The sequence below is a fragment of the Nocardioides immobilis genome, from assembly GCF_003515065.1.
GTDB lineage: Bacteria > Actinomycetota > Actinomycetes > Propionibacteriales > Nocardioidaceae > Nocardioides > Nocardioides immobilis.
In genome coordinates, this window is the sequence record NZ_QXGH01000014.1 from 127,378 (window position 1) to 140,477 (window position 13,100).

Annotated in this window: 14 protein-coding genes and 1 riboswitch; of the genes, 2 read left to right on the forward strand and 12 right to left on the reverse strand. The window is 71.2% G+C overall.

Annotation, left to right across the window (positions count from 1 at the left end):
* Positions 1-50: 50 nt before the first annotated feature.
* From groL to thrC, 8 genes are all read right to left on the reverse strand, one after another.
* Entirely contained in the window at positions 51-1,679 is a 1,629-nt protein-coding gene (gene groL / locus D0Z08_RS10720) for a chaperonin GroEL (RefSeq protein WP_118925232.1), read from the reverse strand.
* Positions 1,680-1,901: 222 nt separating this feature from the next.
* Positions 1,902-4,034 (reverse strand): hypothetical protein, encoded by a 2,133-nt coding sequence (locus D0Z08_RS10725; RefSeq protein WP_118925233.1) that lies wholly within the window; start codon positions 4,032-4,034, stop codon positions 1,902-1,904.
* The gene (locus tag D0Z08_RS10730) at positions 4,031-4,537 is read right to left on the reverse strand and encodes a SigE family RNA polymerase sigma factor (protein ID WP_118925234.1); all 507 of its coding nucleotides are present in this window, start codon (positions 4,535-4,537) and stop codon (positions 4,031-4,033) included. The genes D0Z08_RS10725 and D0Z08_RS10730 overlap by 4 nt, the downstream gene beginning before the upstream one ends.
* A 23-nt stretch (positions 4,538-4,560) precedes the next feature.
* A complete protein-coding gene (locus D0Z08_RS10735) occupies positions 4,561-5,409 on the reverse strand; it encodes an ATP-grasp domain-containing protein (protein ID WP_118925235.1) in 849 nt (282 codons plus the stop codon).
* A gap of 102 nt (positions 5,410-5,511) precedes the next feature.
* Complete coding sequence (locus D0Z08_RS10740; protein ID WP_220454139.1) at positions 5,512-6,351, reverse strand: SGNH/GDSL hydrolase family protein; 840 nt, start codon at positions 6,349-6,351, stop codon at positions 5,512-5,514.
* 58 nt (positions 6,352-6,409) lie between these two features.
* The gene (locus D0Z08_RS10745) at positions 6,410-6,877 is read right to left on the reverse strand and encodes an OsmC family protein (RefSeq protein WP_118925236.1); all 468 of its coding nucleotides are present in this window, start codon (positions 6,875-6,877) and stop codon (positions 6,410-6,412) included.
* 57 nt (positions 6,878-6,934) lie between these two features.
* Complete coding sequence (locus tag D0Z08_RS10750) at positions 6,935-7,213, reverse strand: MoaD/ThiS family protein (protein WP_118925237.1); 279 nt, start codon at positions 7,211-7,213, stop codon at positions 6,935-6,937.
* 25 nt (positions 7,214-7,238) lie between these two features.
* Positions 7,239-8,525: a threonine synthase gene (gene thrC / locus D0Z08_RS10755; protein ID WP_245993862.1), complete on the reverse strand. Its 1,287-nt coding sequence runs from the start codon at positions 8,523-8,525 to the stop codon at positions 7,239-7,241.
* Positions 8,526-8,534: 9 nt separating this feature from the next.
* Positions 8,535-8,688, reverse strand: a riboswitch (SAM riboswitch).
* Between the two features lie 181 nt (positions 8,689-8,869).
* On the opposite strand from thrC, the gene D0Z08_RS10760 reads away from it, so the two are divergent.
* Together D0Z08_RS10760 and D0Z08_RS10765 are read left to right on the forward strand one after the other, a co-directional pair.
* Positions 8,870-9,238, forward strand: coding sequence for a YciI family protein (locus D0Z08_RS10760; RefSeq protein ID WP_118925238.1), 369 nt, complete (start codon positions 8,870-8,872; stop codon positions 9,236-9,238).
* A gap of 64 nt (positions 9,239-9,302) precedes the next feature.
* A complete protein-coding gene (locus D0Z08_RS10765; RefSeq protein WP_245993877.1) occupies positions 9,303-10,478 on the forward strand; it encodes an RNA polymerase sigma factor in 1,176 nt (391 codons plus the stop codon).
* Positions 10,479-10,546: 68 nt separating this feature from the next.
* Here D0Z08_RS10765 and otsB read toward each other — a convergent pair whose 3' ends face one another.
* The 4 genes from otsB to D0Z08_RS10785 all read right to left on the reverse strand — a co-directional run bounded on the left by otsB (position 10,547) and on the right by D0Z08_RS10785 (position 13,090).
* Complete coding sequence (gene otsB / locus D0Z08_RS10770) at positions 10,547-11,398, reverse strand: trehalose-phosphatase (protein ID WP_118925240.1); 852 nt, start codon at positions 11,396-11,398, stop codon at positions 10,547-10,549.
* Between the two features lie 73 nt (positions 11,399-11,471).
* A complete protein-coding gene (locus tag D0Z08_RS10775) occupies positions 11,472-12,035 on the reverse strand; it encodes a LytR C-terminal domain-containing protein (protein WP_118925241.1) in 564 nt (187 codons plus the stop codon).
* 14 nt (positions 12,036-12,049) lie between these two features.
* Positions 12,050-12,361, reverse strand: coding sequence for a DUF3263 domain-containing protein (locus tag D0Z08_RS10780; RefSeq protein ID WP_245993864.1), 312 nt, complete (start codon positions 12,359-12,361; stop codon positions 12,050-12,052).
* A gap of 66 nt (positions 12,362-12,427) precedes the next feature.
* Complete coding sequence (locus tag D0Z08_RS10785; RefSeq protein ID WP_118925242.1) at positions 12,428-13,090, reverse strand: response regulator; 663 nt, start codon at positions 13,088-13,090, stop codon at positions 12,428-12,430.
* Between the last annotated feature and the right edge of the window lie 10 nt (positions 13,091-13,100).

Genomic DNA, 13,100 nt, shown 5'->3' on the forward strand with positions numbered 1-13,100 from the left:
TGGTTGGTGCTTGTCTGGTGCTCAGCGAGCGGGAGGCTCTGATCGGTGGATCAGAAGTCCATGCCGCCCATGCCACCGGACGGGTCGCCGCCCATAGGCGCGGCCTTCTCCGGCTTGTCGGCCACGACGGCCTCGGTGGTGAGGAACAGCGCGGCGATCGACGCGGCGTTCTGCAGCGCGGACCGGGTCACCTTGGCGGGGTCGATGATGCCGACGGAGATCATGTCGACGTACTCACCGGTGGCGGCGTTGAGGCCGTGACCGGCCTCGAGACCGCGGACCTTCTCCGCCACGACGCCACCCTCGAGACCGGCGTTGATCGCGATCTGCTTGAGCGGGGCCTCGATGGCGACCTTGACGATGTTGGCGCCGGTGGCCTCGTCACCCTCGAGCTCGAGCTTGGCGAACGCGCCGAGCCCGGCCTGGACGAGCGCCACGCCACCGCCGGCGACGATGCCCTCCTCGACGGCAGCCTTCGCGTTGCGGACGGCGTCCTCGATGCGGTGCTTGCGCTCCTTGAGCTCGACCTCGGTGGCCGCGCCGACCTTGATGACGGCCACGCCGCCGGCCAGCTTGGCGAGGCGCTCCTGGAGCTTCTCGCGGTCGTAGTCGGAGTCCGACTTCTCGATCTCGGCGCGGATCTGGTTGACCCGGCCCTCGATCTGGGCCGCGTCGCCGGAGCCCTCGACGATGGTGGTCTCGTCCTTGGTGATGACGACCTTGCGGGCCTGGCCGAGCAGCTCGAGACCGGCGGACTCGAGCTTGAGGCCGACCTCCTCGGAGATGACCTGGCCACCGGTCAGGATCGCGATGTCCTGCAGCATGGCCTTGCGGCGGTCACCGAAGCCCGGAGCCTTGACGGCGACGGACTTGAAGGTGCCACGGATCTTGTTGACGACCAGGGTCGACAGCGCCTCGCCGTCGACGTCCTCGGCGATGATGACGAGCGGCTTGCCCGACTGCATGACCTTCTCGAGCAGGGGCAGCAGGTCCTTGACGCTGCTGACCTTGGAGTTCGCGATGAGGACGTAGGGGTCCTCGAGCACGGTCTCCATGCGCTCCGGGTCGGTGACGAAGTACGCCGAGATGTAGCCCTTGTCGAAGCGCATGCCCTCGGTGAGCTCCAGGTCGAGGCCGAACGTGTTCGACTCCTCGACCGTGATCACGCCCTCCTTGCCGACCTTGTCCATCGCCTCGGCGATGATCTCGCCGACGGTGGTGTCAGCAGCGGAGATGGACGCGGTGGAGGCGATCTGCTCCTTGGTCTCGATCTCCTTCGCCATGCCGAGCAGCTGCTCGGACACGGCGTCGACGGCTGCCTCGATGCCGCGCTTCAGACCCATCGGGTTCGCACCCGCGGCCACGTTGCGCAGGCCCTCGCGGACCATCGCCTGGGCCAGGACGGTCGCCGTCGTCGTACCGTCACCGGCGACGTCGTCGGTCTTCTTCGCGACCTCCTTGACCAGCTCGGCGCCGATCTTCTCGTAGGGGTCCTCGAGCTCGATCTCCTTGGCGATGGAGACACCATCGTTGGTGATCGTCGGGGCGCCCCACTTCTTCTCGAGCACGACGTTGCGGCCCTTGGGACCGAGGGTGACCTTGACGGCGTCGGCCAGGGTGTTCATACCCCGCTCGAGCCCGCGCCGGGCCTCCTCGTTGAAAGCAATCAGCTTCGGCATAACTCCTGCGATCCTTCGCAATAGAGATGTCTGTGGGCCCGGATCGTCGCCCGCGACGGACGGCCAGACCGAACCGGCAGACCCTTCCCGCCGACGCTGCTGACCTCGACTCCCCGAGCCGGGTTCGTTGTCACTCTCCTGAGGAGAGTGCCAGCGTCATGTTTAGCACTCGACCCCTGCGAGTGCAAGAACGGGGTCGCAGAGCGGGCAGCGGGCGGGGGGTCAGCGATGCAGGTCGGCGAAGCTCGGACCCCCGAGGAAGGTGCCCGGCGAGCCGTCGATCTCCGCGACCTTCCAGAACTCACGGGTGCCGATCCGCCACGCGACCAGCAGGTGACCGGCCTCGGTCTCGGACTCGTAGACCACGGTCTCCTCGTCGAGCCAGCCGACGGCGACCGGTCCGTAGATCCAGCGCTCCTGGCCCACTCGTTCGACGAAGGCGAGCGCCAGGTCCTCCTGTCCGACGACCTCCAGGTACGGCGGATCGCTCAAGTAGCGGCCACTCCCCTCGGTGGGGACCGGAAGCGACGGCCGCCCGTCCCACGCGTGGGCCTCGCGGAGGCCGGGCCCCGGCTTCACCGGCCCGGACTGGCTCGCGGACGAGGGACCGACGTGGAACGCACGGTCCGGCGCGATGCCGCCTTCGGCCGGCGAACGGCCGTCGAGCGTGTACAGCGGACCGGTGTCGCTCCCTGCGGGCGGCAGCAGCAGGTACCGGTTCTCGACCCACGCCGGGTAGCCCGTGACGTCGTCGCCGGTGTCGATCCGCCGCCACTCCCCTGTCGCGAGGGTGACGACCCAGAGGAACCCGTCCTGCCCGAAGACCAGGCGCCGACCGTTGGACGACAGCATGTTCCGGGTGGCGAGGTCGTACGACGCGCCGGCGTCGCCCTGCTCCTCGAGCCGCCCGACGTCGAGCTTCGCGAGCGCGAGGTCCGGCCCGATCAGGACCACCCACTCCGGCCGCTGGGGATCGGGGTACGGGAACGCCGCGACCGCTCGGTCGAACGGCACGCTGCCCGGTTCCAGCACCGGTGCCACCTCGACGGCAGCCTCGACGTCGATCTCGCGCGACAGCACCGACTGCTCCAGCCACGGCAGCGCTGCCTCGCCCGCGACGTCGGGGCTCCACCAGACCGGGACGCCCTGGACCTCGGCGTCGGCAGCCCCTGCGGGCTCCTCCGACCCGCCGGGCCCGGTGCCGACCGACCCGTCGATCGCCGCGAAGCTGGCGACGTACGACTCCTCGCCCGGCTGCCACCCGCGGATGTCGGAGACCCGGAGCACCTCTCCGGTGCGCGGCCGCCAGGCAAGGATCCGGGCGTCCTCGTGCCGCGACTGCAGCAGGACCGTGTCCGCGTCGAGCCACCCGACCGCCGGGCAGCACTGCTTCCACCGCCCCCCGCCGGATTCGGGCGGGAAGGCGAGCAGGTCCTCGGGCCAGTCGCGACCTCCGGCGCCGAACGCCTCCACGCGACGGTACTCGCTCCCGTCGGGGGCGCTCACCGGCCCACCCATCCCGAGGCCCCGGGCGCCGTCACCCTGGACGTTCCGGACGACCGGACCGTGACCGGTGTCGTCGGCCGCCCGCAGCGAGAAGTAGTCGTCCTCGTCCAGCGTGTGCCCGCGGCGATCACCGGTCGGCGAGTAGAGGTCGGCGATGGGTCCGGTGCCCGGACGGGGCACGACGATCAGGGATCCGTCCTCGGACCAGTGCACGCCGGATGTCTCCGCGTGCTCGGTCGGGATCGAGGTCCAGCGCCCCGTCACGAAGTCGTAGACCTCGACCGATCCCTCCTGCGCGAAGACCGCTCGTCGCCCGTCGGACGCCAGGCTCGACGCACTCAGCGGGGGATCCTCCTGACCGTCGACGGGAACGGGGGCGAGCCGGGAGACGTCGAGCGAGTACGACGTGCCGTCGGCGCCGACGACCACGACCTCGCCGGGCGTCTCGCGCCACAGCTGGAAGATCGCGATCGCCTTGGAGCCCGTGGGCATCGAGGCGTCGGGCGACAGGTCGATCTCCGGAGGCAGGGCGGTGCCTGTCAGGGCGGGAAGCTCCGCCTCCTGCTCCGTCGTCGGTCCCCACCAGACACGAGCGTGGGAGTACGTCCCGGAGCGGACGGCCTTCAGCCCGTCGGTCGACGGAGTGGTCACCGGCGGCGGCTCGCCGTCGTTGGTGCCCACGACGACGGCAGTGGTCCCGACGATCGCGACGACGGCGGCGACGACCGCGACGACGGCGCGGCGGCGGCGTACGGCGTGCGCGCGCTGCCAGGCGGCGTCGACCAGATCGACGTCGGTGACATCCGCGACCCGCTCGTCGAAGAGCTCGCGAAGACGCTGGTCGGTCATGGGGACTCCTCTCGCAGCAGTTCGGCGAGCTCTGGGGCGGCGTCGCGGAGCCGGCGGAGGGCGAGGTGCGTCTGGCTCTTCACGGTGCCGACGGAGACACCCATGGCCTCGGCAGCGTCCCGCTCGGTGAGGTCGTCGTAGAAGCGGAGCACGATCACCGCCCGCTGGCGCGGCGTCAGCGTCGCGAGCGCCCGGTCGAGCAGGATCCGGCGGTCGACGCCCGCGGTGGGGTCCGGTCCGCGGATGTCCGTGGGATCGGCGACGACCACCTCTCGCCGGGTCTTGCGCCACGCCGAGATGTTGTCGCGCACGAGGATCTGCCGCGCGTACCCGTCGGGGTTGCCCGCTGCCAGGCGCCGCCATCGCAGCGCCACCTTGGTGAGCGCCTCCTGGACCAGGTCCTCGGCGCGGTGGTGGTCACCGGTGAGGAGCAGCGCGGTGCGCAGCAGCCCCAGCTGGCGCTCGCCCGCCCACTGGCGGAACGCCTCCTCGTCGCTGGTCACACCCCATCAACGCGCATCGGGTCTCAAAGGTTGGAGGCCACGAGATCGGCGAAGGGCTGGGCGATCCCCGGGTCGACATCCAGGTACAGCCCTGGCTCGATCAGCTCGACCTCGCTCACCACCCACTGCCCCTCCCAGTCCAGGAGGTCGAGGCGGGCATAGGTGAGGTCCGCGTCGAGCAGCTTCGCTGCCGCCCGTACGGCGTCCTCGGCGATCCGGGCGCGCACCGGGTCGAGCGCCACCGGCCGGCTGCTGCCGCCGTACACCTCGTGCACCCGCACCTCGTCGCCGGCCACTGCCTTGTCGACCTGCGCGACGGCTCGACCCGCGATCACGTAGACCGACGTCTCACCGCTGGTGAGCACGGACTCCACGAACGGCTGCGCGACCCAGGGGCCGGGAGTCAGGTCGAAGAGGCTCCAGTCGTCGAGCCGTTCGACGACGACCACGCCGCGCCCACCGGCGCCGAGGCGGGGCTTGACCACCACCTTCCCCCATCGCTGGAAGGCAGCCGACAGCCCGCGGACCAACGTGGCGTCGTCGATCAGCATCGTCGGCACCACCGGGATCAGGTCGGCGAGCTCGGTCAGGTACGCCTTGTCGCCGTTCCACGCGAACACGTCGGCGCCATGGAGCAACGGCGCGACCTGCTCGACGTCCCGCGCCCAGTCGAGGAACGCGCGGAACCGACGGTGGTAGTCCCAGGTCGAGCGGACAGCGACCAGGTCGGCGGCCGCCCAGTCGACGTCAGGGTCGTCCCAGCACACCCAGCGGCTGTCGATCCCGCGCTCGGCGAGCGCCGCCGTCAACGCGGCTCCGCCGGGCTCCCCTTCGGGCATCAGGTTGAAGGTGACGAGGAGGACCGAGGGCACCGCGGCAGCCTATGCCGCGGCGAAAGTCAGCGACCGCTGGACGGGTTGCGGATGCTCCTCGCCTGCACCTCGAGGTCGGTGAAAGTCGTGGGGCCGGGTGTCTCACCGGTCCGGCGGTCGAACCTCGGCCGGGACGTGGTGGCCGAACGGCACCTCGTCCGCCACGCCGAGCGCCGTCAGCACCGAGGGCAGCAGCGCCTTCGCGGTTCGCTTGTAGCCCAGCGCACTGGGGTGGAAGCGGTCGAGGCTGAACATCTCGTCCGGGTTGGTGATGAAGAACGGCCCGACCACCCGGGCCAGTGCCACCGCGTGCGCGCCGCTCCGGACCGCGGCGTGGGTCTGCGCGACCGCGAGCTGGCGCGACATCCGCGACCCGAGCGAGCGCAGCGGCTGCGGTACCTCGCGCAGCGCCCCCAGGTCCGGGCAGGTCCCGACGACGACCTCCGCCCCGGTGCTGCGCAGCCGGACGATCGCGTGCTCGAGGTGCTCGACCGACTCGCCGACCGGCACCCGGTGGGTGACGTCGTTGCCGCCGACGACGATGACGGCCACGTCCGGACGGTACGACGACGGCAGCCCGTCGAGCTGAGCTGCCAGTGCCGAGGACTCCGATCCGACGACCGCGGCGGTGCGCAGCTCGACCGAGCGGTGCAGCTCCTTGGCGAGCCCCCGCGCGATCCGCGCACCCAGCGTGTCCTTCCGCCGCTCGGCACCGAGTCCCGCGGCGATCGAGTCACCGAGGACCAGCAGTCGCAGCGGGTCGCCGTACGTCTTCTTCCAGATCCGGTCGGCGTCGATCGCGTGCTCGCCCAGCGGCTTGCCGATCCGCCGCCGTGCGATCGCCGCCTGGCGTCGCAGCAGCTCGCGGCCGCCGCCCGCCGCCGTCACGCCGAGGCCGGCCAGGACGACGGCGGCACCCGCCACCGTGCGTTTGCGCATCATGGCGCCTGTCAATCAGAGGAACCTGAACCGATGGTGGCGGCGCGGTGGCGGGTCGGTGTCAGCCGGCGACCACGATCTCCGGCTCGTGCGTCACCGGGAAGTTCACCGACGCGGCGATGAAGCAGTTCTCGCTGGCCTCGTGATGGATCGTGCGGGCGAGCTCGACCTGCGCAGGATCGGTGATGGTGACCCGCGGCCGCAGCACCACCGAGGTGAACCGCCCGCCCTGACCGACCTGGCTCATCGTTCCCACGGGAGCGTCGGCGTAGTCGGTGACGACGATGCCGTGGTTGACCGCCGAGTGGAGGTAGGACAGCAGGTGGCACTGCGCGAGCGCGGCCAGCAGCAGCTCCTCGGGGTTCCACCTGGTGCCGTCGCCGCGGAACGGGACGTCGGAGGAGCCGAGCAGGTCGGGCTTGCCGTCGGCGGTCAGCACGCAGTCACGGCTGTAGTCGCGGTATCCGCTCGTGCCGCTCCCGCGATTGCCCAACCAGGTCAGCCCGAGGGCGTAGTGATGGTCCGTCACCGGACCAGTCTTGCTCAGCCGGGGTTCTGTCCCCGGGCCAGCCGCCCTTCGACAGACTCAGGAACCGCCGGCGACTGCGGGGATGACCGAGATCTCGGTGCCGTCGGGGGTCGGGGTGGCGAGGTCCTGCTGGAAGCGGACGTCGTCGTTGCCGACGTAGACGTTCACGAAGCGGCGGAGCTTGCCGTCCTCGTCGATGATCCGGCCCTTGATGCCGGCGAACTGCGTGTCCAGGTCATCGAGGACCTCGGCGAGGGTCGCACCGCTGGCGCTCACCTCGGAATCGCCGCCGGTGTAGGTGCGCAGGATCGTCGGGATCCGGACGCTGACGCTCATTCGCTGCTTCTCTCTCTCGTTCGACTCAGATGCCGGTGGCCTTGAAGGCGGCGTACGACGGCGCGATGGTGGCCGCCGCACTGACCTGCCCGGACACCGCGTCGAGGGTCTTGAGCCCGTGGCCGGTGTTGATGACCACCGTCTCCTGGGTGGGGTCGAGGGCTCCGACCTCGACGAGCTTCTTGGTGACCGCGACGGTGGTGCCGCCCGCGGTCTCGGTGAAGATGCCCTCGGTCCGGGCGAGCAGCACGATGCCCTCGCGGATCTCGTCGTCGGTGACCTCCTCGACAGCGCCACCGGTACGGCGCGCGATGTCGAGGACGTAGATGCCGTCGGCGGGGTTGCCGATCGCGAGGCTCTTGGCGATCGTGTCGGGCTTGACCGGGCGGATCGCGTCGGTGCCGGCCTTGTACGCCGTGGCGACCGGGCCGCAGCCCTCTGCCTGTGCGCCGAAGATCCGGTAGGGCTTCTCCTCGACCAGGCCGAGCTTGATCAGCTCCTGGAACGCCTTGTCGACCTTGGTCAGCTGCGATCCGGACGCGACCGGGATCACGATCTGGTCGGGCAGCCGCCAGCCGAGCTGCTCGGCGATCTCGTAGCCGAGCGTCTTGGAGCCCTCGGCGTAGTAGGGCCGGACGTTGACGTTGACGAACGCCCAGCCGTCCTCCTCGCCGGCGATCTCGGAGGCGAGCTTGTTGACGTCGTCGTAGTTGCCGTCGACGGCCACGAGGTTCTCGGTGAAGATCGCCGAGTTGACCTGCTTGGGGTGCTCGAGGTTGCTCGGGATGAACACGACGGTCTTGATGCCGGCGCGGGCGCCGGCCGCCGCGACCGCGTTGGCCAGGTTGCCGGTGGACGGGCAGGCGAAGACCTTGGAGCCGAGCTCGCGCGCGGCGCTCAGCGCGCAGGCGACGACCCGGTCCTTGAAGGAGTTGGTGGGGTTGGTCGAGTCGTCCTTGACCCAGAGGTTCTCGATGCCGAGCTCGCGCCCGAGGTTGTCGGCCTTGAGCAGCCGGGTGAAGCCGGGCTCGGTGTTGGGGCTCGACTGGATGTCGGTGGGCACGGGCAGCAGCGCCTGGTAGCGCCAGATGTTGCGCGGGCCGGCCTCGATCTCCTCGCGGGTGATCGCCGGGAACTCGTAGGACACCTCGAGCGGCCCGAAGCATTCCGGGCAGGCGTAGAACGGGCCGAGCTCCACCTGGTGGCCGCACTCGCGACAGGCCAGGGCGACGGCATTGCCGAAGGCGCCCTCACGCGGCCCGGACGCCGGGGTCTCGACGGGACAGTCGGTCTCGGTCACGACAACGCTCACAGTTCCTCCTTCTCATCTGCCCCGGCACGTCCGTCGCGCCGGGTCGGATTTGGCACCGTGTCCCACGTCCGATCCCCAACCCCGTGGTGCGGGTGGGAGGCGGAGGCTCGTGGCGGTTGCCGGGACTTCGCAGGGCCGTTCCCTCAGTCCCTCTGGATGAGCAGGTCACAAACTATCGGGAAGGAGGTCACCGACTGAAATCGAGATCCCGACATCCGAGACTGATGTCCACGATCCGAGATGAACTCCAGGGGTCGGAATTGACGGTGGGCTCCTGTCGATCCGGCCGCTCCTCGCCCGTCATTTCGATGACAGACCGGACACTCACCTGAGAGGTTGCCACCATGACCACCTACGTCGTACTCCTGCCCGGCGACGAGACCGCCTGGGAGAACGCCACCCCAGAGCAACAGGCGGCCGTCTTCGCCAGGCACGAGGAGTTCAGCCAGGCGCTGGCCGCACGGGGTCACACCGTGACCGGCGGCGAGGAGCTGACGCACTCCCGGACCACCCGGAAGGTGGCGCGCAACACCGACGGGAGCCTTCTCGTCACCGACGGCCCCTACGCCGAGACGGTCGAGCAGCTCAGCGGGTTCTACGTCGTGGAGTCCGACGACGTCGACGACCTCATCCAGGTCTGCGCGATCCTCGCCGAGCCCGGGAGCGCGCCGGTCGAGGTGCGGGCGGCCGTCGACCACAGCGGCGAGGCATGACCTGACCAGGGTCGGCACGGCACTCGACCGGGCGCTGCGCGACGAGTGGGGCCGGCTGCTGGCCCTGCTCGTCGCCCGGTTCCGCCGGCTCGACCTGGCCGAGGACGGGCTCGCGGACGCCTTCGAGGCCGCGGCCCGCACCTGGCCCCACGACGGCGTTCCGGCCAACCCCGCGGGGTGGCTCCTCACCGCTGCGCGGCGCCGGGTGCTCGACCGGCTCCGGTCCGAGGAGGTCCTCGCCCGGTCCATGCCGCTGCTGGCCGTCGACGCCGAGCTGACCGAGGAGGCGCAGCGGGTGATGGCGGATCCCGGCGACGAGCTGCTCGACGAGCGGCTGCGCCTGGTGCTGCTCTGCGCGCACCCGCGACTGTCCCGGGAGGCCGCGGCCGCGCTCACCCTCCGGCTGGTCCTCGGCATCAGCACCGACGACATCGCGCGCCTGTTCCTCCAGACCACCTCCACGATGGCGGCCCGGCTCACCCGGGCCCGCAAGAAGCTGGCGGGCGAGCGGTTCGCCGTACCGACCGAGGCGGAGCTCGTCGACCGGGTCGGCGTCGTCGCCGAGGTCGCCTACCTCGCGTTCACGGCGGGCTACGCACCCGGCTCCGGACCCGACGTGGTGCGGGCCGAGCTCGCCGGCGAGGCGATCCGGCTGGTGCGGGTGCTCCGCACCGTGCTGCCGTACGACGACCAGGAGCTCGCCGCCCTCCAGGCGCTGATGCTGCTCCAGCACTCGCGCCGGGACGCGCGCGTGGCCGCCGGCGCGCTGGTCCTCCTGCCCGACCAGGACCGGTCCCGCTGGCACGCCGCCGAGATCGGCGAGGCGCTCCAGATCCTCCAGCCGCTCACCGCCGCCCCGCCCGCGCCGTACCTGCTGCAGGCGCTGATCGCCGCCGAGCACGCGATCGCTGCCACCCCCGCCGACACGGCGTGGGAGCGAATCGTGGCCCGCTACGACGAGCTGATCGCCCTCCGCGACACCCCGGTCGTCCGGCTCGGCCGGGCGATCGCGGTCGCAGAGGCGGACGGGCCCGAGGCCGGCCTGGCCGCGCTCGGCGGCGTGGCGCTCCCCGGCCACCGGCTCCCTGCGGCCCGCGCCGAGCTGCTCGCCCGGCTCGGCGACCACACCCGCGCGCGGGCGTCGTACGACACCGCGATCACGCTCTGCGCCAACGAGGCCGAGCGCGCCCACCTCATCCGCCGCCGGGACCTGCTGCCGCCCGACGCGCGTCGTACCTGAAGTTTCGGCCCCGAATTCGGCGAAAGAGGGGCCGGAAGTTCAGGTACGACGCACTCCCGGCCAGCCAGTCAGCCGCGCGCGGAGCTCTGCATGATGTCGAGCCGCAGCTGGCGCAGCAGGCTGACGACACCGGCCGGACCCTTGACCACGACGTCGGAGAGCGGCAGCAGCGCGCTCTGCTCCTGCGACGCCGAGCAGACCCGGAGAGCCGCGAGCCCCTGCTTCTCGAGCTCCGCGACCGCCTCGAACGCCTCCAGGTCACCGAGGTCGTCCCCTGCGAACATGAACCCCCGGGCGCCGAGCTCGGCGGCGAGCTTCTCGACCACCATCCCCTTGTGGGCGCCCGGTGAGCGCACCTCGATCACGCTCCGCCCGGGCTCGATCACCATGCCGTGGCGCTCCGCCAGGGAGCGCAGCGGCGGCAGCAGCCGCTCGAACGCGTCCTGCGGGTCCGGCAGCCGGCGGGTGTGGACCGCGACTGCGAGGCCCTTGTCCTCGACGTAGGCGTCGGAGGCGCCGGCGAGGCGCAGCGTCCGCGGGAGGTCGCGCTCGAAGGTGGCGAGGCCGCGCGGCGGGCGCGGCGCGATGATCCGCCGGTGCCGTGAGGACCACCGTTCGTTGCCGTACTGGCCGAAGAGGAACAGCTCCTTGCCGACGCCCTGGATCGCGTCACCGACCTCCTCGAGGCCGCCGAGGTCGAGCGCCTGCCGCGCCGGTCGACCGGTGATCACCGCGATCGCCAGGACCTGCGGGGCGAGCTCGACCAGCACATCGGCCGCGTCGGGGTGGATGTGCGCCCGGGTGGGGTCGTCGACGATCGGCGACAAGGTACCGTCGAAGTCGAGTCCGACGATGGTGCGGTCGGCTACGCGGACCAGGTCCGCGTAGCGATGTTCACCCTCCATAGACGAGAACTGCACGCGTCAAGCCAACCACGAAACGCAACCGGGCCGGGTTGCGGCAGGGTTAACCGATGCCGATCGGGGGGTCGGGTCAGCCGAGCGCGCCGGTGAGGATCACGGTCAGGTTGGTGTCGCTCATGGCCGGGTCCGCCGGCACCAGCCGCTGGATCCCGAGGTCGAGCGCGAGCTTCTGCGCGGCATCGCGCTTGCCGTCCGGGAAGTAGACCGTGGTCGCGGGGATGGTGCCGTACCAGTTGTCGGCGGCCAGGCCGTTCCACCCGATCTCCTGCACCTGGGCGAGGACCTCGCCGGCCAGCCCGGTGATGCTGGTGTTGTTGAAGACGACGACACCGACCTCGCTGCGCACGACCGGCGGCTTGGTCTTCTTGGGCTCGTCCGGGGTGGTGGTCTCGCTGGGGTCGGTCGACTCGTCGTCGGCCGGGGTCTCGGTGTCGGTCGCCTCGTCGTTGGCGGACGAGGTCGTGATCTCCCGCTCCTTCTGCTCCGCGTCACGGGTGACCGCGAAGGCGATCGCGGCCACGACGACGGCGACGATGCTCAGCCAGACGACGGGCGACGGGAGTACGGCGCCGCGCTGGTCGCGGCGGGCGGGGCTGGTGGGGCTGGTCGGGTCGGGGGAAGGACGACCGATCATGGGTTGCAGACCTTTCAGACCTCGAAGCCGAGGCGTCGTGCCGAGCGCTGGCGCTGGCGCTGCGACCGCAGCCGCCGCAGCCGGCGGACGAGCAGCGGGTCGGCGGCGAGCGCCTCGGGCCGGTCGATGAGGGCGTTGAGGACCTGGTAGTAGCGGGTGGAGCTCATGTCGAACTTCTCCCGTACGGCGGTCTCCTTGGCGCCGGCGTACTTCCACCACTGGCGCTCGAACTCGAGAATCTCGCGGTCGCGGTCGCTGAGGTCGGCCGCGGTGGTCGTCACGGCCCCGGCTGACTCAGCAGCCGGGATGCTCCGCTGCGGGTCCATTCGCTTCTCCCCCGTGTCGACAGTGGTCCAGGACCCACTGTACGCATCGAATCACACCGATGTCATTCAGGCCGCCGACGTGTTGCGGAGGAACCGGACGACGGCGAGCACCCGACGGTGCGCGGCGTCGTCGTCCGGAGCCAGGTCGAGCTTCGCGAAGATCCGCTGCGTGTGCTTCTCGACGGCACCGAGGGTGACCGTGAGGGCCTCGGCGATCGAGCCGTTCGACCGGCCCTCCGCCATCAGCGCCATCACCTCCCGCTCGCGCGGCGTCAGCCGGGCGACCGGGTCGCCCGGACGGGACTGGCGGGCCATCAGCTGCCGGACCACCATCGGGTCGAGCACCGTGCCGCCGGCGGCGACGGCGTCGACCGAGGTGAGGAACTCGTCGACGTCGGTCACCCGGTCCTTGACCAGGTAGCCGATGCCGCGCTCGCCGGTGGCGAGCAGGTCGTCGGCGTACGACACCTCGACGTACTGCGACAGGACCAGCAGCCGGGCCTCCGGCCACCGACGCCGTACGGCGAGCGCGGCACGCAGGCCCTCGTCGGTGTGCGTCGGCGGCATCCGGACGTCGACGAGGGCGAGGTCGGGGCGCCGGTCGAGCACGGCGTCGACCCACCGCGGTCCGTCGCCCACGGCGTCGACCACCTCGTGGCCCGCCTCGGTGAGCAGGAGCTGCAGCCCCTCCCGGAGGAGCACCGAGTCGTCGGCCAGCACGATCTTCATGGGACCAGCC